17 protein-coding genes are annotated in these 20130 nt (G+C 44.6%); 5 read left to right on the forward strand and 12 right to left on the reverse strand.

What is annotated here, in order from left to right; genetic code table 11:
• Positions 1 to 14: 14 nt before the first annotated feature.
• The 6 genes from murG to AK824_RS10810 all read right to left on the reverse strand — a co-directional run bounded on the left by murG (position 15) and on the right by AK824_RS10810 (position 7444).
• On the reverse strand, positions 15 to 1100 hold the full coding sequence (murG, locus tag AK824_RS10785; protein WP_057761441.1) for an undecaprenyldiphospho-muramoylpentapeptide beta-N-acetylglucosaminyltransferase: 1086 nt from the start codon (positions 1098 to 1100) through the stop codon (positions 15 to 17).
• Positions 1101 to 1397: 297 nt separating this feature from the next.
• Complete coding sequence (gene gshB, locus AK824_RS10790; protein WP_057761442.1) at positions 1398 to 2369, reverse strand: glutathione synthase; 972 nt, start codon at positions 2367 to 2369, stop codon at positions 1398 to 1400.
• Between the two features lie 65 nt (positions 2370 to 2434).
• The gene (gene pyrE / locus AK824_RS10795; protein ID WP_057761444.1) at positions 2435 to 3151 is read right to left on the reverse strand and encodes an orotate phosphoribosyltransferase; all 717 of its coding nucleotides are present in this window, start codon (positions 3149 to 3151) and stop codon (positions 2435 to 2437) included.
• A gap of 62 nt (positions 3152 to 3213) precedes the next feature.
• On the reverse strand, positions 3214 to 4236 hold the full coding sequence (locus AK824_RS10800) for a hypothetical protein (protein ID WP_057761447.1): 1023 nt from the start codon (positions 4234 to 4236) through the stop codon (positions 3214 to 3216).
• A gap of 80 nt (positions 4237 to 4316) precedes the next feature.
• A complete protein-coding gene (locus tag AK824_RS10805) occupies positions 4317 to 5156 on the reverse strand; it encodes an SDR family oxidoreductase (protein ID WP_057761450.1) in 840 nt (279 codons plus the stop codon).
• 125 nt (positions 5157 to 5281) lie between these two features.
• Positions 5282 to 7444 (reverse strand): Lnb N-terminal periplasmic domain-containing protein, encoded by a 2163-nt coding sequence (locus AK824_RS10810; RefSeq protein WP_057761452.1) that lies wholly within the window; start codon positions 7442 to 7444, stop codon positions 5282 to 5284.
• 151 nt (positions 7445 to 7595) lie between these two features.
• On the opposite strand from AK824_RS10810, the gene ampD reads away from it, so the two are divergent.
• From ampD to AK824_RS10825, 3 genes are all read left to right on the forward strand, one after another.
• Positions 7596 to 8225, forward strand: coding sequence for a 1,6-anhydro-N-acetylmuramyl-L-alanine amidase AmpD (ampD, locus tag AK824_RS10815; protein ID WP_057761454.1), 630 nt, complete (start codon positions 7596 to 7598; stop codon positions 8223 to 8225).
• A gap of 112 nt (positions 8226 to 8337) precedes the next feature.
• Positions 8338 to 9888, forward strand: coding sequence for a murein biosynthesis integral membrane protein MurJ (murJ, locus tag AK824_RS10820; protein ID WP_057761456.1), 1551 nt, complete (start codon positions 8338 to 8340; stop codon positions 9886 to 9888).
• Positions 9889 to 10017: 129 nt separating this feature from the next.
• Positions 10018 to 10641, forward strand: a complete 624-nt coding sequence (locus tag AK824_RS10825; RefSeq protein ID WP_057761458.1) for a nuclear transport factor 2 family protein — start codon at positions 10018 to 10020, stop codon at positions 10639 to 10641.
• Positions 10642 to 10652: 11 nt separating this feature from the next.
• Here the strand turns inward: AK824_RS10825 and AK824_RS10830 are convergent, their stop codons facing one another.
• Positions 10653 to 11273 (reverse strand): GNAT family N-acetyltransferase, encoded by a 621-nt coding sequence (locus AK824_RS10830; protein ID WP_057762618.1) that lies wholly within the window; start codon positions 11271 to 11273, stop codon positions 10653 to 10655.
• 215 nt (positions 11274 to 11488) lie between these two features.
• Here AK824_RS10830 and ribF point away from each other — a divergent pair, with 215 nt between their 5' ends.
• Positions 11489 to 12571 carry a riboflavin biosynthesis protein RibF gene (gene ribF / locus AK824_RS10835; protein WP_057761460.1) on the forward strand — a complete coding sequence of 361 codons (1083 nt, stop codon included), beginning with the start codon at positions 11489 to 11491 and terminating at the stop codon, positions 12569 to 12571.
• A gap of 78 nt (positions 12572 to 12649) precedes the next feature.
• On the opposite strand, the gene AK824_RS10840 is transcribed toward ribF, so the two are convergent.
• The 4 genes from AK824_RS10840 to AK824_RS10855 form a co-directional block, all read right to left on the reverse strand.
• The gene (locus tag AK824_RS10840; RefSeq protein ID WP_057761462.1) at positions 12650 to 12889 is read right to left on the reverse strand and encodes a DUF2789 domain-containing protein; all 240 of its coding nucleotides are present in this window, start codon (positions 12887 to 12889) and stop codon (positions 12650 to 12652) included.
• Positions 12890 to 13182: 293 nt separating this feature from the next.
• The gene (locus tag AK824_RS10845) at positions 13183 to 14166 is read right to left on the reverse strand and encodes a malate dehydrogenase (protein ID WP_057762621.1); all 984 of its coding nucleotides are present in this window, start codon (positions 14164 to 14166) and stop codon (positions 13183 to 13185) included.
• A gap of 376 nt (positions 14167 to 14542) precedes the next feature.
• Positions 14543 to 15223 (reverse strand): T2 family ribonuclease, encoded by a 681-nt coding sequence (locus AK824_RS10850; protein WP_227511165.1) that lies wholly within the window; start codon positions 15221 to 15223, stop codon positions 14543 to 14545.
• 495 nt (positions 15224 to 15718) lie between these two features.
• The gene (locus tag AK824_RS10855) at positions 15719 to 17851 is read right to left on the reverse strand and encodes a lytic transglycosylase domain-containing protein (protein WP_057761464.1); all 2133 of its coding nucleotides are present in this window, start codon (positions 17849 to 17851) and stop codon (positions 15719 to 15721) included.
• 347 nt (positions 17852 to 18198) lie between these two features.
• Between AK824_RS10855 and miaB the strand changes: the two genes are divergently transcribed.
• Positions 18199 to 19692: a tRNA (N6-isopentenyl adenosine(37)-C2)-methylthiotransferase MiaB gene (miaB, locus tag AK824_RS10860; RefSeq protein WP_057761467.1), complete on the forward strand. Its 1494-nt coding sequence runs from the start codon at positions 18199 to 18201 to the stop codon at positions 19690 to 19692.
• Between the two features lie 102 nt (positions 19693 to 19794).
• On the opposite strand, the gene AK824_RS10865 is transcribed toward miaB, so the two are convergent.
• A complete protein-coding gene (locus AK824_RS10865; RefSeq protein ID WP_057761470.1) occupies positions 19795 to 20049 on the reverse strand; it encodes a hypothetical protein in 255 nt (84 codons plus the stop codon).
• Positions 20050 to 20130: the final 81 nt, after the last annotated feature.

Raw genomic sequence — 20130 nt, forward strand, 5'->3', positions numbered from 1 at the left:
GTATAGATGACAGACTATAGCGCTTGCCAAATGATATCAGCAACTTGCTTACTCGCACTACGGTTGGCCAATGCATGGCCTTTTTTCGCCATCGCCAAGCACTTCTCTCGATTGAGTGCGCCAAGCTCGTCACTTAAACTATTGGCAGTTAGCTCTGACTGTGGCAATAAAACTGCAGCATCATGCGAGGTCAGCGTGCGCGCATTAGCCGTCTGATGGTCATCCACTGCATGCGGTAGCGGTACAAAAATAGCGGCAATTCCGACGTTTTGAATCTCGGTCACGGTCAGCGCACCTGCGCGGCAAACGATGATATCTGCCCAGTTATAAGCTGCTGCCATATCATTAATAAACGGTTGTACAGTAAACTGATGGTTGTTTAATTCTTGTTCGCTATAAACCGCTTGCGTGGCTGCTTCATTATTGCGTCCACACTGGTGTAGGACTTCAAATGGCTGATCTAGTAATGCTAACGCTTTTGGTACTGTATCATTTAATACCTGAGCGCCAAGTGAACCGCCGACTACCAACAGTTTAAGTGGTGAACTGTCATTTACATCGTAGCGTACCGTTGGCTCTGCGACACCAGTAATGGCATTACGCACAGGATTGCCCACTGTCTCAAGTTTTGCATCTTGCTGACTATTGGCAAAGGTATTCTCGAACGCTTGTAATGTTTTGGTCGACAGTTTAGATAAGTAGCGGTTACTCATGCCAGCAATAGCATTCTGCTCATGGATAATCAATGGCGTATTAGTCATACGTGCAGCGATACCGCCGGGTGCAGTGACATAACCACCGAACCCAACGACCACATCAATCTGATTACTACGTATCACTTTTACGGCTGCCATCGTTGCGGATAACAGAGTCATTGGTAGCTTTAATAGTCGACCAACGCCTTTGCCACGAAGCCCTTGCATATTAATAGCATGAAAAGGATAACCTGTCGGCTCAACCAAACCGTTTTCCATACCGTTTGGCGTTCCCAACCAATGAATCACCGCACCGCGCTGAGTCAACTCGTCGCTCACTGCAAGCGCTGGAAAAACATGCCCGCCCGTACCAGCTGCCATCATCAATATATGCGGTGTTTTCATGAACGCCTGCCTATCTTTACTTTATTTATATGAAGGGTTTATCTCACTACTGCGGTAGCAATTATGAAAAATAACGACCTAGCCAAAGCCCGCATAGTATAGAGGAAATCATTGTCTTATATACAGTACTTTATGCAGCAAAAATAACAAAAATCCAAGCTATGATCGGTCATAGCTTGGCATCGTGTAATGCTAATAAACGGTAAGGAAAATCTAATGACTAACAATACCTCAAAATATAGGTTTTACGTAGTCAAAATATTCCTGAACTCAAAATATTCCTGAACATAGCGAAAGCTACGCAGTAAATTTATTCTCAATCGCCACGATAAAGTCGGTCGCGATATCTGTACCGCATTGATCATCAATCTCACGTACGCATGTTGGGCTAGTAACGTTAATCTCAGTGATGCGCCCACCGATCAAGTCTAGACCAACGAACATTAGGCCTTTTTCTTTGACAATTGGCGCCACAACTTCTGCTACTTGGCGTTCGATATCAGTCAATGGCATAGCAACGCCACTACCACCAGCTGCTAGATTACCACGGGTCTCGCCTTTGGTTGGAATACGAGCCAAACTATAATCTACCACGACTCCATCGACGATCAATACGCGCTTGTCGCCCTCTTTGATTTCTGGCAAATAACGCTGCGCCATGATGGGCAAAGTCTCAAGCTCAGTCAGTATCTCTAACGTCACTCCGATGTTTGGGCTATCAGCAGTTAAACGAAAAATACCAGTGCCGCCCATACCATCTAATGGCTTGACGATGACGTCCTGCTGTTCAGCGATGAACTTACGAATGTGTGCTTGTTTGCTGGTCACAATCGTTGGGCTCATATAATCGCTGAACCACGTCGCAAATAACTTCTCATTGCAGTCGCGAATCGCTTGTGGATCATTGACCACGAGCACGCCTGCTGCTTTGGCATGGTCTAGCATATAAGTGGCATAAATAAAGCGCATATCAAACGGTGGATCTTTGCGCATCAAAATCATGTCATAGTCGCCGACTGGCCCTGTGCTTTTATCACCCAATGTATAGAAATCTGCAGGATCACGCTTTACTGTCAGTGGCTGCGTATCAACCATCAACTGACCACGGTCCAACCACAGGTCATGAATCTGACAATAACCGAGCTGATGGCCACGGTCTTGAGCGGCCCACATCATAGCGAGACTGGTGTCTTTTTTATAATTGACCCGTTCGATAGGATCCATAATAACGAGTATTTTTAGCGACTTTTCTTGTTTTTGTTGGCTCATGATAAGACTCACTTACGTTATATTGTTGATATGAAACGAACTTATTAAACAACATCAGTGCCCAACTATACGCCGTACTGCTCACGGTAGTGTTGCATTTTGGCTAACTGGGTCGCGTCTTTATGCTGGCCGTTTTGTGCACCATGGTCATCGGCCAAATAACTGATCAAATCATCGATATCGACCAATGCACGTACAGGCACTTCTAGTGTCGCGGCAAGCTCTTGAATAGCAGAGTGCTCGGCTTGACCTTTCTCTTTACGGTCAAGTGCGACGATAATACCAGCAACGCTTGCGCCTGCTTGCTCTAAAATCTCGACCACTTCGCGCATGGCTGTACCCGCTGTGATGACGTCGTCAAGCACCCAAACGGCCTTGCCAGTTACGTCAGCACCGACCAAATTTCCGCCTTCACCATGAGTTTTGGCTTCTTTACGATTATAACCCCACTTAGCATTAATGCCATGATGTAGCCATAACGCTTGCGCCGTCGCTGCGACAAAAGGAATACCTTTATAAGCCGCACCAAAGATGACCAGCTCTTGCTCATTATCGCCGTTATTTGCCGTACTCATTTGTTCAGCCAAGGCATCTGCGTAACCACGTGCTAGTAACGACAACATCTCACCAGTCGCAAGCAAGCCTGCATTAAAAAAGTACGGACTGATACGACCAGACTTTAGGACAAACTCACCAAACTTTAGCACTTGGTTGTCTAGAGCCAGTTGAATAAATCGATGAGATGCAAATGTAGGGTCTTGAGGGCGTGTTACATGAGACATTATGACATTCCTATCAGCAAAAAGAGGGGACAAAAAATTTGCATTATTGTACGCATTATTGATCAGCTTGACCAACCATTGATCTCATAATCCTGCATATTGGCGTAGCGAGTCAACAAACCACTACGCGACGAGATATTAAAATAGCTTTGTCCATCTGCTCGGACTTGTATCTCCCAGCCCAAATGATAAGCGGCAACAATAATATGACCAGCAAATAGTCGAATCTGACGATATGCGTGGCGCTGTGACGGCTCACAAACGATCTGGCTGAGCAAGTAGCTACGCACATGCTGACAAATTTCTGCGGCGCTATAGCTATGATTGATACTCTTACGGGTACTACACTGCTTTAGCGCATGGACGGCCACGCTACATGCCATAATATCCGTGGCCAAACTGCCCTCGCCTGTTTCAAACTGCTGCGGTTGTAGTATCACTTGCCAATCGTCGGCATACAGACTGTTGAGTAGCTCATCCGGATTATAACGTTTGGTCAATGCGCGCATAGATAATGCAGAATTTTGAGCCTTGCTGTCATTGTTTGAATCGTTATCTGATTCAGTCACTGTAGAGTTATCAATAGGCAAAAACCCATAACGGTTCAGTTTTGGATAAGCGCGAATCGCCTGTTGAATATCTGACATATCTAACAATGTCATATTCGATAATGTCGATATTATTGGCTGCTCACTGTGATTCTGATAAAAGCTATCCGGCAATTCAATAAGCTGTGCCGCATTCAGCAATGATAAATGCTCAGCCAATGCCTCTGAAGCAATCAGTGACCATTTCGATAAGCTGTCTGCATTAGGCTGATAGAACCGCGTAGAGTTACCGTAGAGCCTGCGCAGTTGACCATTTAGGCGACGAGCAGGCTCAGGTATATCATTTAATGGTCTGGCAGGGTCAAGAGGAGATTGTTTGGGATCAAAGTTAGGATGTACGATCGCAGGTTGCTGTGAATCAGCTAATATAGACGATTGCTCAGCCTTTTTTTGCACATGACCTTCTGCCAGCTGCCCGCCTTCTATTGCCAGATTAGCATGAGACAAACGATCATCAGAAGTAGAAGGCTGGGACATGAAATCTCCATAGACTAGAAAATAAATAAGAACGATTATACCAAGGGCTATTTTACTCTTTAGGGCTTAACTCTAAAGGCTTACTTTTGATGATTTAAAATATCTCGGTAGCCTGTCTGCCAATCAGCATAATCAAGCCAAGCTAACGGAATGTTGCTGTGCAAGCGTTTTCCTGTCACTGAGGTTTTTGTATTATCAATAGTAGGAGGTGTCTCGCCAACCTGCTCACTGAGCCAAACCCCTAGCTCAAACGTAGTAACAGGTCGATAGTCCGTCGCTAGATAAACAGGCTTTGATGTTTCTATCGTCAACACTTTAGTGATGATATTGACCAAGTCGCGATCCATAATACGGTTGCTCCAATGCTCAGCTGGCACTGGATCTTTATCTGACTCACGAGCCTTACGTAGTCGCATTAAGCGCTCGCGACCGTAGATACCACTGGGGCGAATAATAATGGCTTTATCACCAAAGCCTTGTTGCAGCGCTTGCTCTGCTTGCAATATGAATTTCGAGGCTTCACGCGCAGGCGTAACAGGTGCAGTATGCTCATCAATCCACTCACCATTGTCCTGACCGTAGACACCAGTAGAAGAAATGAATACCACACGCTCAAATTTGGTGAGCTGTGGAGCAAGCGTTGCCAAATGCTGACTAATCGCTAGATAACTGTCGTGATACCCGCTGGTTGAATACTCATCAGGGGTGACGATAATCGCAATATGAGTAAACGCTTGTAGCTGCTCAGCCGTCAGCGTCAATGCATCAGCCTGCAAAAAACCTGCACTATCTACCAAATCATAATGATGGCGCTCACTACGAGCAAGCCCAGTCACACAATAGCCATCTTGGGCAAGTTTATTGGTCACTGGCAGGCCGATATCACCTTGACCGATAATTAGTAAATTTTGCGTACTCATAAAGCATATTTTCCTTTATACAACTTTCTTTATACAACCATTACAGCATTTAAAAGCCATTTTGTTTAAATTAATGCCTAAATCAACGGCTAAATCAGTGTCTAAACCAATATTTAAATCAGTACCTAAAAATACCGTCTGTACGATAGCTGTATATCATCATTGGCATCGATACGTTCTTGCCATTCGTAATTGGCATTAATACGTAGTGCTTGTTTTTTATCAATGTCATATTGCAGTCCTAAGCTTGAGATTGGTTGCCAATAGTGACCACGGACGTTGGATTCATCGCTGCTGCCATGATACCAATATGGCAATTGCAATTCAGCTTGCGCGCGTAACTGATTGTTAATCTGATAACGGCAGCCTGCATTGATACCTGCGCCTAGACGAAAGCCTTTATTGATACCTCGCCCCGCTTGCCCTGTACCTGTCAAAAAGGTATAGCACAGTTGCGGCGGCATCTCACCCGTACCTGCGGCTGGCGTACCAAATGCCCATGACCAGCCTTTCTCGTAACCCACACTACCAACCAAATGATCCGTACCTGCCTCTTGCGATCCATCGTTTACTCGCGTCGCTTCAATACTGGCGCCCCAAGTATTGCCTTTTTTGGCTGCATTTACTGGATTAAAAGAGCGGCCTCGAATCAAAGTGACATTTTGCAAGGTCACACTATCTGGCTGATTGGGGTTATTATCATCTGTATCATACAGTCGTAATGTCGCAGCCAGCCCTTCTAAATTAAAAAACTGTGGATACCCTGAGGCGTGGTCAAGCGTATCATGAAACCCCGCTCGAAACCCAATATCCATATAGCCATTGTCGCCACGCTGACCTATACCTATCGTGCCCAACTGTAGCGGATGCCTGTCTATCGGATTATTATCCGATACGTCGATTTGACGCTTGAGCAGTATTTGCCCCCCAGCTGACATGCTCGATACAGGGTTAAGCTGCGCAGACTTGATCTCATTCACGGTTTGTTTGGCGCTATTATGATAGCCCAACTGCGCGTGCTGTTGTTTTTCCTCATTGAGCTGAGCTTGACGTAAGGTATTATCAGCAGGCGTATAAGTGGTACTTGCCAGCAACTGCTCATCATTTAATAGCTGAATCACGTCAGAAGGCACGACAGCATAAGACAACTGGCTTAGTAAGTTTTGCTGCGGACGGACCACATCAATAAGACGCAGAATCTCAGAAGCACAATTGTCCGTGGTAAAGTAATACGGCATTTTTAATGCTTTGGTTTCCCAAACGTGGCGCATAATCTGCTGAACTTCCGCGGGCGTCAGACTCAACTGATATGTCCACGTATCACGTTCATCATCTTGCAGGTATTTCGCTAGCATTTCTGGATATGGGTCGATTTCGATAGCGCTGTTGTAGCTACCAATCATTGACTTAGTAGCATAGATCGGGAAACTGTCGTTTGGATCACCGTCTACCGTATAATTCAGCGCATAAGCCTTATCGATTTGGTTTGGATCGGCGATACTCGCTTTTGAGTCAATGCGTAACAGCGTATGAGCAAATGCAGAGAGCGGATTGTCCAAGTACTCCTGCGCAAACATGATAGATAGCTGCTCAGGCGCTAATGTCGACATCCATTCATCCAATTCTGGACAATCAGCAGATAGACTTGCAGTATCGATCGCTAACATCTCTGCCAACCATGCTACTCGTGCTGGAAAACGACATAAGACAGAATTATTATTGGCATCAGTTTTGGCTTGGTCGTTATCAGTCGCTGATGATGACACCAACTCTTGTGCAAGTGCTACGAGCATCGCATCCAACTCTGCACCTGAATCTCGTTGACCATTTTTACTTAAAAAAAAGCTCGGATCATCAACCAAACTCTCGGTTTTCTTTTTACCCAATACACTGTTTTTATCATCGTAAAAATACAACAAGCGTCGCCATGTTGTATGCTGTGCCAACTTGTCTGTTTTTACTTGCTGACGCCATGTCGATAGCAGCTGTTCTGTCGCTAAGCTTGATTCAGGTAAAATACTCTTTTGAATGTTAGATTCAGCACTACTGATGCTACCCGACTCAGATAATGCATCTGAATTAGAATAAGTAGGTGCTGTGCTAGTAGGTGCTAAGCTAGATGCGTCAGGTGACAATGCATCTGATTCAAGGACAGACAGCGGCGTTGGTAGAAATGCCTGTGTTTGAGCTGAGAGTAGCAACCCTGCTATAGCCAATGGCAGACGTGCTCGCAGGCCAATGGTCGTTAGCGTACAATCGATAGGTATGGACGTCAGTTTTATAGACATGAGGTAAAATCTCGCGCGTTATTGTTCATACGCTATCAGCGTTATTAAAGTTGCTGGGTCAAAAAATCAAACACATCGCCCACTATCATTTAACTATTTAGATAGATTGTTTATTACACCATTATCAATATTAGTATAAAAAGAGAGCATTATGTCTGCATCATTGCCAAACTCATCATCTGCGTCGCCAATGACCATCAAAGATGGACTACTATCAACAGCTACTTGGTTGGCTTCACCCAATTACAATGTAAGGCCAAAAGGTTTAAGTATTGACGCCATCGTCGTGCACAATATTAGTCTACCACCGAATGAATTTGGTGCCTGCGACGCTAGTGGCATGCATTATGTAAAAGCATTATTTACCAATCAACTAGACTGGGATGCTCATCCTTATTTTCAAACAATCAAAGGTGCAGAAGTATCAGCGCATTTATTTATCGAACGTGATGGCGTTATCACTCAGTTTGTCAATTTCAACGAACGGGCGTGGCATGCTGGGCGGTCTAGCTACTTGGGTCGACCTGAATGTAATGATTATAGCATTGGCATCGAGCTTGAAGGGTCGGATTTTGTGTCCTTCACCTCTGCTCAATATGAGAAGCTAGCCGACGTAATTGCCGCCATCTATAAGGCCTATCCCAAAACACGTCGCCACTTAACAGGCCATAGCGATATCGCGCCTGGGCGTAAGACTGACCCTGGTGATTATTTTGAATGGGCAAGGTTGCGCCAGTTAGTTGCTGATGCAACGAAAAACGATGTACCGTCGCAGAAGTGATTTCCACACTCAATCCATTTATCTCAATTGTGAAAGTGATATAATTCGTCAGTTTTTTATCCATATCACATTAGCACATAACTCAATATACAACTTAGCAAGATAGGTTCTCATGGCAAAAAGTCGGTTATTTCGTTCAACCATGGTGGTCAGCAGCATGACCATGTTATCGCGTATTTTAGGTTTGGTACGTGATGTTGTATTGCTAGGGGTTTTTGGTGCAGGTGGTTTGATGGATGCCTTTTTGGTCGCCTTCAAAATCCCAAACTTCTTACGACGACTGTTTGCAGAAGGTGCGTTTAGCCAAGCTTTCGTGCCGGTACTGTCCGAATACAAAGAAAAGTACAGCTTGCAACAAGTGCAGATTTTGGTCAGTCGTACCTCGGGTGCATTATTGCTAGTGCTATCGATGCTGACAGTGGTGGTTATCTTAATCGCACCCTGGGTAGTGACGTTGTTTGCACCTGGGTTTGCCGATCAACCCAATAAGTTTGCCATCACTGCCGAGTTGCTACGTCTTACCTTTCCGTATTTGCTATTCATCTCTATGACAGCCTTTGCGAGTGGTATTCTGCAAAGCTACGGTCGTTTTGCCGCACCCGCCTTTGCGCCCGTGTTATTGAACCTGTGTATGATTGGTGGTGCGCTGATTTTTGCGCCGATGTTTGATACGCCCATCATGGCGCTTGGCTATGCCGTTGCTATCGCAGGTTTGCTACAGTTTTTGATTCAACTGCCGCAGCTCTGGCAACAAAAGCTGCTTGTCGCACCAAAGATTGATTTTCAGCACGAAGGCGTTCGTCGAATTTTGAAACTGATGTTACCTGCTATCTTTGGTGTTTCTGTTACTCAGATTAATTTACTATTGAACACTATCTTTGCCTCGTTAATGATTGGCGGTTCCGTCTCTTGGCTCTATGCAGCTGAACGTATGAGCGAGCTACCGTTGGGTCTGATTGGTGTGGCGATTGGTACCGTCATATTACCAAGCCTATCAAAAAGTGAAGCTCAAAAAGACGACGTCAGTTTCAAAAAAACCATCGACTGGGCAGCACGTCTTATCATCTTAGTCGGTGTGCCTGCCTCAGCTGCCTTATTTGTACTGGCAGATGTATTGATGCAAGCACTATTTTTACGTGGTGAGTTTACCTTACGTGATGCTCAGATGAGCTCACTGGCCTTACGTAGTATGGCAGGTGGTATTCTAGGATTTATGCTCATCAAGATATTTGCCCCAGCATTCTTTGCGCGTCAAGACACTAGAACCCCTGTAAAAATCGGCATCATCTCTGTCATCGCCAATATGATCTTTAGTGTTATTTTTATCGGGATATTCTATTTCTTAGAGATACCGCTACATGGTGGTCTGGCATTAGCTACGACTGGCGCTGCTTTTGTAAACGCAGGCTTGCTATATTACTTCTTACACAAGCGTGATATTTTCCGTTTCGGTCCGCATTGGAAAAAGCTGTTTACGCAGTTTGCTATTTCGACTGGCTCTATGATTGGTGTGCTGTATTTTATGCTACCTTACTTCCCCACCGATCAGGCTCAGTGGCAACGTATCGTCGCACTGATCATTATGTGTGCCGTCGGAGCGCTGGTTTACGGTGTGGTATTGCTAGCGACTGGTTTCCGTCCGCGTCAGCTAAAGCACGGTTAGGATAAAGTATAAGCAAACTTATGACAGGCTTACGAAACCAAAACAAGCCTGTTATGAGAAATGACAATGCTCGCTGCTGATAATTGTCATAATAGATCACTAATGAATAAATGACATTTGAGGTTTGATATGACAACGAAACAGCCAATCTTCCAGCGCTTACCAATTTTGCTAGCAACTGGTGTACTAAGCACTGGATTACTTATTAGCGGCTGTAGCAATAATGAGTCGGCTGAAACTGCTACCGATAATGAAGATGTGGCAGCGACCGTGGATACCTCAGAAGACGTCACATTAGACAATGATACGACTGACCAAGCGATGACCGATGACAGTGCTAGCGAAACAGGCGAAATTACAGATAGTGCTGAAGACAAGACAGCGATTGATAGTGATAATATTAATCCAGTCACTGATGCGGCCGAACAAAAAAGCCTAGTGACCAATCCGACTCAAGCCGGTACGCCAGAGGATACTGTCAAGCAAGCCCTAAACAGCTTATATTATGGTGACGTGAAGGATGCGGCGTCATATTACCAAGTTGATATGGCAGACTTTGAAGAAGAGCTTGCCAACACCCAGTCTGCGTTTCAGCAAACGGTGGATGGCGTTACGATTACTGATACCAAATATAATGATGATAAAACTCGTGCCACCATCACTGGCGAGCTGATGCTAAAAAGACAGAGCGAACCTGCACCACTGACCTACCAGCTACAGAAGATAGAAGGTCAATGGAAGATTTTAGGTTAGAGCGTTTTAAGCTAAATTGTTTCAGGCGCTTTATCTAAAATATCGTCTGATGTCACTGCTTTGCCAAGCATCACAACATCAGCGATAAACCCTTCCATATCGCAGACTTCGGGCATATAGCCCCATTGTTCAAAGCCAAGCTTACGGAATAACCCTAAGCTTGGATGGTTATGAGCAAAGACAAGGGCAATGACATTTCGAATACCTAGGCTTGGTGCTTGCGTCAACATCCAACGGGTCAGCAAACTGCCTAACCCTTTGCCCTGATAATCTTGATTTAGATAGATGCTAATCTCGGTACTGATGTGATAGGCCGTACGTGCGTACAAATCGCTAAAGCTGCCCCATGCGACTATCGGCGCCTTGGTTTGATCTATATTATTTGATGGTAATGCCTTGACCACATATATCGGTCTGGTTGCACTATCCAAATGTTCCTCAAACCAAGCAGCACGCTCCTCTAGCGTAACCAATGCAAGATTAGCTGTTGCTTGTTTGCCCGGTATGCTTTGATTATAAATGGCTAAGACTTCTGCTAAATCTTCTTTATTTGCACGCTGCACAACGAACTGATCGGTGAGCTGATATGTCGATAGTTCGGTTGGTATCGTATTTAAGGCAGCAGCAGACATAAGATCTCCATCGTTGTCGAGATTGTTGTTAGGTTTGGTATTAGCATCATTGGCAATAAAGAATAGCCACCCTATGCGCCATACTTGCATTACACGTAGACTATAGGATGTTAGTGTGGCTATTTTACTTTATAATGGCTGGTTTTAGACACATCAATTTTAAGCATAGATGTGTTTTTTCGTTTTTTATTTGGTCTCATCATAGCTGAAAACTTATGAAAACCTATTTTCTTGAGCAACTGATTTCGTCGCCACACACTTCATCTACGGACACTGTCCCAGTAGAGTTGGCATCTTGCGTGCTCACTATCGGCAATTTCGACGGTGTGCATCTTGGTCACCAAGCCATGCTAGCCCAAGTTCGTGAAATTGCGCATACCCAAGATTTGGGTGCAGCGGTCATGATATTTGAGCCGCAGCCACGTGAGTTTTTTGCACCTGCCAAAGCGCCTGCACGTTTGACCAATCTGGCAGAGAAGCAAGCTCTGCTAGCAGAATATGGCGTTGAGACGTTGATCGTAGCAGGTTTTGATACAGAATTTCGCTCGCTATCAGCACAAACATTTGCCGATATATTAGCCAAGCGTTTGAACGTCAAAGCATTGGTGCTAGGTGATGACTTCCGCTTCGGCCATGACCGTACTGGCGACAGTCAGTTTTTGCGTGGTTATGGCTTGGATGTGACCAATCTGCATACGGTCACTGATAGCAATACTAATAACGATAGTACTGATAGCGACAGTGTTGATACGACCGATAACGACGCTGCCCGTATCAGCTCTACTCGTGTTCGTGACTTACTATTGGCAGGTGATCTTCAAGCAGCCAACAGGTTACTTGGTCGTGACTATGCAATTACGGGAGTGGTTGTGCGCGGCGACCAGATAGGTCGAACAATAGACTTCCCTACCGCAAATATCGATTTGCAACGAATAAAGCCTGCCCTACATGGTATTTTTGCAGTCGATGTGGTGAGCTTAGATGACAATGGTAATGTGATCGCTGATGGTTTGACTACGCTTGCCACCGATGGTCATACAGGTGTGGCCGGTTTGCGTCCGCATAGTTTGTTTGGCACGGCTAATATTGGCAAAAGACCTTCTGTTGATAAAGGTGATGACTGGCGACTAGAGGTCCACTTTCCACAGTTGCAAGCTGATCTATATGGACTGAACTTACACGTACGTTTCCTACACTTTTTGCATGGTGAGCGTCGCTATGATGGACTAGAAGCACTAAAAGCGGGTATTCATCAAGACGTTGCAGATCTACTTGAGTGGCGCGAAAAGCAAATTTAAGGTTTAGTGTTACTCCAGACATAAAAAACCCCGCGATGTTAAGACTATCGCGGGGTTTTTATATATGTCTATAAATATTTATGCGTCAGGATGCAAACGGACATTTAGCTCATCGATGGTTTCTACCCATGCTGCATCTTTTTGCCACTCTTCCTGCAGGAACATACGCTGATTGTCCGTCCAAATGCTAGCCTCTGTCAGTTTTTCTTCGCTAGCCAATTGGTTTGCTGCAATAAAATTATCAATTGCTTCATCAGAGCTGTCTAGACCTAACTGAGCAAATAACTCATTCATACTATATTCTGGTTCACCCAACATAAATTTCTCCTTAAATGGTACGAATAGGATCGTACTTATTGTTTAATGTACTTATTATTCAAATTGACATATTCATTGTAGCAAGCTTTATTTTAATAGCTGTTAATCAACGTTTATCTAACGTTATCAATTGTATTAACGGTAAATTGCTCTTATCAGTTTAAAATATTGATTAAGTTGATTTCATCTGCCTATTTCTTATAGACATAAAAAAGCCCTCACATTTAAGAGGGCTTTTTTGTACTACTTATCTTTACTACTTAAATCATAGCTTACTGGATAGCAGCTTATATTTACGGTAGTAAGTGTGCTACTGCATCACGCTCTTCACTAAGCTCTTGCTCAGTGGCAGCCATTTTCTCTTTCGAGAAATCTGATGATACGTCAACGCCGTCTACGATAGACCAGTCGCCGTTAGTGCATGTGCATGGGAATGAGTAGATCAAACCTTCAGCAATACCGTATTCGCCGTTTGAGTAAACGCCCATAGATACCCAATCGTTCTCATCAGTACCTAGTGCCCACGTACGCATGTGTGCGATAGCAGCGTTGGCAGCAGAAGCGGCAGATGATGCACCGCGAGCTTTAATGATCGCAGCACCGCGCTGTTGTACTTCTGGGATATAAGTCGCTTCGTACCAGTCACGATCAACTAAATCTAGAGCAGGCTTACCGTTTACCGTACAAGCAGTTAGATCTGGGTATTGAGTTGACGAGTGGTTGCCCCAGATGATCATTTTTTTCACGTCATTTACAGTGCTGTCAGTCTTGCCAGCCAACTGCGCCATAGCACGGTTGTGGTCTAGACGAGTCATTGCAGTGAAGTTGCGTGGATCAAGATCTGGTGCATTGCGCTGAGCGATAAGTGCGTTCGTGTTGGCAGGGTTACCGACTACCAATACTTTTACATCACGGCTAGCGACTTCGTTCAATGCTTTACCTTGTGCTGAGAAAATCGCAGCATTGGCTTCTAGCAAATCTTTACGCTCCATACCTGGGCCACGAGGACGTGCACCAACCAGTAAAGCATAATCGATATCTTTGAATGCGACATTAGCATCGTCAGTTTGGACGATACCAGCCAACAATGGGAATGCACAGTCTTCTAGTTCCATGACCACACCCTTTAGGGCGTCAAGAGCTGGCGTAATTTCAAGTAATTGCAAAATAACTGGCTGATCTTTACCTAGCATCTCGCCAGATGCAATACGAAATAGCATCGCGTAGCTGATATTACCAGCGGCACCAGTGACGGCAACACGTAAAGGCTGTTTCATTGACATTGAATACTCCCTAATTAATTATTAGATAATTCTAATGAACGATTATCATTTTAGATATCGACTTGTTTGCCGCATAGCAGCATGTATAAACCGAGAGCTAGTGTAGCACTTCATCGCAGTGACCGTCTAGATACAGTCATAGACCCGTCAGGGATTATATTGTTACATTTTATACGAGAGGACTCTTGTAGAGGCTAAGCGCTTACGAATAAAGCGCTAGAGGGTTTCAGTACATGATAACTAAAGCATATTTTCACTGTGCTATACGTAGATACAATGGTCAAAATAGGCGATTCGCACCATTAAATTCGATTAAGTGAAATGAAAAATGGTATCAAAAAAGAAGTTTGAGCAGATAACTAAGTAAAGGTTATCGTCCACCTGAAATGATAAATTTACTGCCACAGCTGTCTACAACGTCATGACAAGTCCCAAAATCACTACCCTCATAACACACATGTATATCAGTGAGTATCGATTGGCGACGGCTACCTTCTTGACAAATGAGGTCCACACTATTTGAAGACATGCCACTATTGAGACGGGTCATTTGACTGATAAATCGTGATTTGGAAACGGTATAACTATTACCCGTATTTAACTCGTTCGGTAATTTTAATCCACCTGCATAGTTAGTAATCTGGCGGAAGTAACTGCTGGCGCTAAGCGGACTACAGGCTCCATAGCGTTGCCACGTTTGGCTACGTACCGTTGTGTCAGGCATGATGCGGTTGACGACTTTTAGTTGTAGCGGTGTGAGACGTGGCTCACTACCACGACCGCAGCGCTCGCCATATCCCATATCCAGTCCAGATACGGTTAACGAATACCCTTCTAAACACTGACGCATACGTGCCCGCGTTGGCTGCATATTACATAATGCTGGAGTCATCTCAATCATCAATACGCGCTGACCAGTCTTAACCGTGCTAGCCGCCTGTGCTGGTAGCAGTATAACGCCTTGTATAAGCAGTAAAGCGCCGAAGCTCATCGTCGCTTTAATACTACCTACACGGTGTTTGCTAGCCAACTCTGCACGCAATCGCATCATAGAATTAGCAACCTTGTTGCTCAGATTTGTATCTGTCTTTGTATTTGCCTTCGATAAAAAGCATATCCGATTAGATAACGAATATTTGGTTTTTGGCGACGTAGACAGACTAAAATATTTTTTGATCATAGGACTGAGGGCAGTTAGTTAGCAATGATAAGACATAGGCTATAACTTAAATCATTAGACGCGATACATAAAACACGCATTGACCTAAGAACAAGACTGAAAAATAGGGTTTCCCATTAAGGCAATGGTAACAAAACGTTTTTTTTAATCTATAGCAAAAACGTAAACGTTGACGACATCGTCAGGATGCTCGATAAATGTTGATAAAGTATTGAAGGATAAAGAATATGAAACTTATCTTAGCCAAATGAGTGCTGCTTGGGCAAGTCAGAGTTGATCAATTGACAATTAGCAAAGCAAATCAGCAGATAAAAATAAACCACTAACAATAAATCATTAGTGGTTTATCAAGTGCAAGTTCAGTGATTAAAAGCCAGCTGGCACCGTACCCATACGCTGAGTAATCGGCTGACCACGACCCAACAGACTACTATAGATAGTGGCGTTTTCCATTACGTGTTTGACATAGTTGCGTGTCTCAGGGAATGCAATCGACTCTACATATTGATCTGCAGCGAGTGAGCCATAAACTGGCTGCCAGCGTTTGGCGTTATTGGGACCAGCGTTATAACCTGCGGTTGCCAATACTGGCTGATAGTTTAGCTTACCCAAGATATCACCCATATACCATGTACCATAGCGGATATTGGTATCACCGCTGTTAGCACGGCTCGCACTATAAGTTTCGCCTAGGTTACGAGCGATATATTTTGCGGTATCAGGCATGACCTGCATCAGTCCGCTCGCGCCCACGTTTGAGCGCGCAGAAGATACGAAACGGCTTTCTTGACGCATAATACCGTATGCCCATGCTGGATCAATACCCGCTGACTCACTATAACGTACGACTGCACTTTGATGCGGCATCGGATGCGAAAGTGCTAAGCTATCCACTCTATCAGTATTATCAACGGCATAAATCGCTCGATCGAGCCAGCCCATATCATAGGCTTGACGAGCAGCGGCAATAATTAAATTGTCATCACGATTATCACGAGCTTGCTTCACTGCCCAGTTCCACTCGCGGTTGGCATAAGCACGACTAGCTTCAGAGTTATATAACGCAAACGCACGGGCAAAGTTGGCATCTTGCATGACGCGCGCGCGATCAGCGGTACTGACATTAGGCAAATTACTACCGCCTAAACGGCTAGCATCGAAACGCTGCCCTATTTTGTCTTTTGCCATCAGGCCATAGTAGTCATTACTTTTTGCTAAGTTCTGATACATTTTTTTGGACGTATTGCGCTTACTACTATCGCTTGACTGCTCATACGCACGAGCTAGCCAATACTGCCACTGGGCTTCTTTTTGCGTTTCGCCATCCATTTTTGAGATAGCTTCTACCACATCATCCCAACGACCGAAGCGAATCGCTGCCATAGCATAATCTTCAGCTTCTTCAAAATTAAAGTCATTGTCCAAACTGTTGCGGAACCAATCGACTGCTTCAGCGTTAAAGCCGTCGTCAGTGTTGTGATTCATACGCTGTACCCCAAGCGTACGATAAGCATAGCGTCGTGTCTCATCATTCAACAATCTGACCGCGCGCTGATTGTCCTGCTTGATATCAAAGTCTAACTGTAGCGCCGCCTCACGATAAGACTTGTCAGCCATACGGCCGATTGCATACATATATAGGTATTGATTGGTTTGGCTAGCAGGCTCACGACCAAAACGGCTAAAGAAAGAAGACGGATTAAGCTGAATTTCACTAAGCGCCGAATAAGCAATTGGCGTACCAAGGCGTGAGGACAATGCCATAATATCACCGGTCTTACCTTTACGTAGCATACGCTTGAGACGAGCCGCACGATCTTGATTACTAATCAGCGCGTTGTTGTTCATCTCCATCGCTAACTGATCGCACAATGCTGGTTGCTTTTTAGTGGTTAGCCACACATCAGATTTGGCTGCCATAGCACGCATGGTGTCACCGCCATTATTAAACCCAAGCGCAACCGCACAGCGCTCACTGGCATCGGCATTGGTAATTAAATTGGCTACCTGTCTAACCGAGGCATAATCATTCGATCCTGCTTTGGTCTCCGCAAAATCAGCCACTAATTTCTCAGCCATAACCGTATCTGGATACTGACGCACAAACTGCGAGACAGCTGCTGAACTTTGTGAATTGAGATCTAGATTCATACGCCAATAGGTCGGATACATCGCAAACAAGCCGCCACTCATGACTTGCTCATAGTTATAGAGCGCACTCACATCACCGCGATCTGCGGCGATAGCGGCTGCCATAAATGAGTCAATACTGCTGTCTTGCTGATAATCTTGTTGATAGTTACTTTCTTGTTGGTAGCTTTCCTCATCGCCCCACGTCAACTCGGCACAAGCGACCTGTGACACACCAAGTGCACTTACCGCTGTTGCCACGCTCAACGCGCTCAGCCGTAGCGTACCTACTGTGATTCGCTTTGACGCGTGTTTTTGACTGATAGACTCTTCATCCTTGATGCTATGCGCAACACGCAACTTTGTCATACTGACTCTCTTTATGATATCTCTACAAATATGTGAATAACGGTTCGCTAAGTACCGCCAAGGGTATAGCAATCATCATACTATACTCATTGTGCTTTCAACTATCTCCTTTACCTTTTGTTAATAAATAGGACAGCACGGTGTAACATAGAAGTGATAACGAGCCGCAGTTTTTATGAATAGTAATATGAACGACAGTAAATAATTGATACTGCTATGAATTATTTATCATATTGATACCCCATCGCTCGTGCTAATTTTTCACATTGGCACAGGGTTGTGATAAAATACGCCACCTGTTAATCGGCTACTCCGCTATATTTTTGGTCAATCATGGACTTATCCTTATGAGTGTTACTGTATTCAATCCCCGCATCGATGACGATGCTGTTGCTGAGACGACTGTCACCGCACGTGCTGTCACTGCACTCAAAGAAGCAAGTTCAGCCCAAGCACCCGTCGAAAAAGCAGCGACAAAAAAGGTCTTTGTCACCACCCAAGGCTGTCAGATGAATGTCTATGACTCTGGCAAAATGCTAGACGTGCTAGGCGACTCACATGGTATGGAGGTGACTCATGATATCGATGAGGCCGATGTACTACTGATGAACACCTGCTCTATCCGCGAAAAAGCGCAAGAAAAAGTCTTTTCGGAATTGGGCCGCTGGCGCAAACTAAAAGAAAAACGTCCTGACCTCGTCATTGGTGTTGGTGGTTGTGTGGCCTCACAAGAAGGCGATAATATTCAGAAGCGTGCGCCCTACGTCGATATGGTATTTGGCCCACAAACCTTGCATCGCCTACCAGATCTATACGATCAATCAAATGAGCAACGTGAAATCGCGCCTAAAAACCGTATTGGTACGATTGATGTGTCATTCCCTAGCATCGAGAAGTTTGACTTTTTGCCAGAGCCAAGAGTAGAAGGCTACAAAGCATTTGTCTCTATCATGGAAGGCTGTTCAAAATATTGCTCATTTTGCGTCGTGCCTTATACCCGCGGTGAAGAGTTATCACGTCCACTTGATGACGTATTGGCTGAGATTGACAGCCTTGCTGCTCAAGGTATCCGTGAAATCAACCTATTGGGTCAAAACGTCAACGGCTATCGCGGCGAAAAAGACGATGGCAGCATTTGCCGTTTCGCTGAACTATTACACTATGTCTCGCATGTCGATGGCGTCGAGCGTATTCGCTATACGACTAGCCATCCGCTAGAGTTCACTGATGATATCATTGATGCGTATGCCCAATTGCCAGAGCTAGTATCGCACTTGCATTTACCGGTTCAGAGTGGCTCAAACGCTATCTTGGCAGCGATGAAACGTAACCATACAATCGACGTTTATATTAACCAGATCAATAAGCTAAAAGCCATTCGTCCAGATATTCACTTGTCGAGTGACTTTATCATTGGCTTCCCTGGTGAAACTGATCAAGACTTCCAAGATACCTTGAACTTGGCGAAAGAGTTGAACTTCGATCACTCTTACAGCTTTATCTACTCTAAGCGCCCAGGCACGCCAGCCGCTGAGTTGCCAGATGATGTAAGCTTCACCACTAAAAAAGCTCGCTTGGCTGAATTCCAGAAAGTCATCATTGACTCAACACTTGCTAAAACCCATGAGATGGTCGGTACGACGACACGCGTCTTGGTTGAACAAGTTGCCAACCGTCATCCTGATTGCTTAATCGGTACAGCAGATAATACCCGTACCGTTATGTTCCCTCATGATGTTGAGAAAATGGATGAGCTATTGGGTAAACTCGTGAGCGTACGTATTACTGATTTCGTTAGTCCGCACATGGTGAAAGGTGAGCTAATCGAAGTATTGGCATAGTGGTTAAGGTAACAATGGTTAAGTTATAAATTTGAGTAAGAATAAAAAAGCCGTTCACTTATAATAGCGAACGGCTTTTTTGTGGATGAATGTTAACTACCACTATTCTGATAACCAATCCGTCTTCCGTAACTGCTGCTTGGTCTCGCGACGACGTTTTTTTCGGACGATGTCGATATCTTCTTTTTCGTGAATACCACCTTTTCTTAATAGTGGATCAAGCGCCAAATAATTACGCGGTTTGACAGTGCCTAGCGAGTGTTGCACACCTGTCATATTTTGACGTTCTAACTGCGCTTGCTGTTCTAACTGCCGTTCAATCTGCTTGGCCTTTTTTAAGGTTTGTTTTAAACTCATGTTGTTACCTATTCTTTGATTTTCTTGAGATACCAACGCCGAAAATCATCTTAGCGAGGAAAAGGAGTGCCAATTGTACAT

The sequence above is a fragment of the Psychrobacter sp. P11G3 genome (genome assembly GCF_001435845.1).
Classification (GTDB): Bacteria; Pseudomonadota; Gammaproteobacteria; order Pseudomonadales; family Moraxellaceae; genus Psychrobacter.

Excerpts from the sequence above, each read along its gene's own strand:
- AK824_RS10800 (WP_057761447.1), bottom strand. The coding sequence starts at position 4,236 with ATGTCCCAGCCTTCTACTTCTGATGATCGTTTGTCTCATGCTAATCTG.
- pyrE (WP_057761444.1), bottom strand. The coding sequence starts at position 3,151 with ATGTCTCATGTAACACGCCCTCAAGACCCTACATTTGCATCTCATCGA.
- ampD (WP_057761454.1), top strand. The coding sequence starts at position 7,596 with ATGTCTGCATCATTGCCAAACTCATCATCTGCGTCGCCAATGACCATC.
- AK824_RS10850 (WP_227511165.1), bottom strand. The coding sequence starts at position 15,223 with ATGATGCGATTGCGTGCAGAGTTGGCTAGCAAACACCGTGTAGGTAGT.
- AK824_RS10810 (WP_057761452.1), bottom strand. The coding sequence starts at position 7,444 with ATGTCTATAAAACTGACGTCCATACCTATCGATTGTACGCTAACGACC.
- murJ (WP_057761456.1), top strand. The coding sequence starts at position 8,338 with ATGGCAAAAAGTCGGTTATTTCGTTCAACCATGGTGGTCAGCAGCATG.
- AK824_RS10825 (WP_057761458.1), top strand. The coding sequence starts at position 10,018 with ATGACAACGAAACAGCCAATCTTCCAGCGCTTACCAATTTTGCTAGCA.
- murG (WP_057761441.1), bottom strand. The coding sequence starts at position 1,100 with ATGAAAACACCGCATATATTGATGATGGCAGCTGGTACGGGCGGGCAT.
- AK824_RS10830 (WP_057762618.1), bottom strand. The coding sequence starts at position 11,273 with ATGTCTGCTGCTGCCTTAAATACGATACCAACCGAACTATCGACATAT.
- AK824_RS10865 (WP_057761470.1), bottom strand. The coding sequence starts at position 20,049 with ATGAGTTTAAAACAAACCTTAAAAAAGGCCAAGCAGATTGAACGGCAG.
- AK824_RS10805 (WP_057761450.1), bottom strand. The coding sequence starts at position 5,156 with ATGAGTACGCAAAATTTACTAATTATCGGTCAAGGTGATATCGGCCTG.
- AK824_RS10855 (WP_057761464.1), bottom strand. The coding sequence starts at position 17,851 with ATGACAAAGTTGCGTGTTGCGCATAGCATCAAGGATGAAGAGTCTATC.
- ribF (WP_057761460.1), top strand. The coding sequence starts at position 11,489 with ATGAAAACCTATTTTCTTGAGCAACTGATTTCGTCGCCACACACTTCA.
- miaB (WP_057761467.1), top strand. The coding sequence starts at position 18,199 with ATGAGTGTTACTGTATTCAATCCCCGCATCGATGACGATGCTGTTGCT.
- AK824_RS10845 (WP_057762621.1), bottom strand. The coding sequence starts at position 14,166 with ATGAAACAGCCTTTACGTGTTGCCGTCACTGGTGCCGCTGGTAATATC.
- gshB (WP_057761442.1), bottom strand. The coding sequence starts at position 2,369 with ATGAGCCAACAAAAACAAGAAAAGTCGCTAAAAATACTCGTTATTATG.
- AK824_RS10840 (WP_057761462.1), bottom strand. The coding sequence starts at position 12,889 with ATGTTGGGTGAACCAGAATATAGTATGAATGAGTTATTTGCTCAGTTA.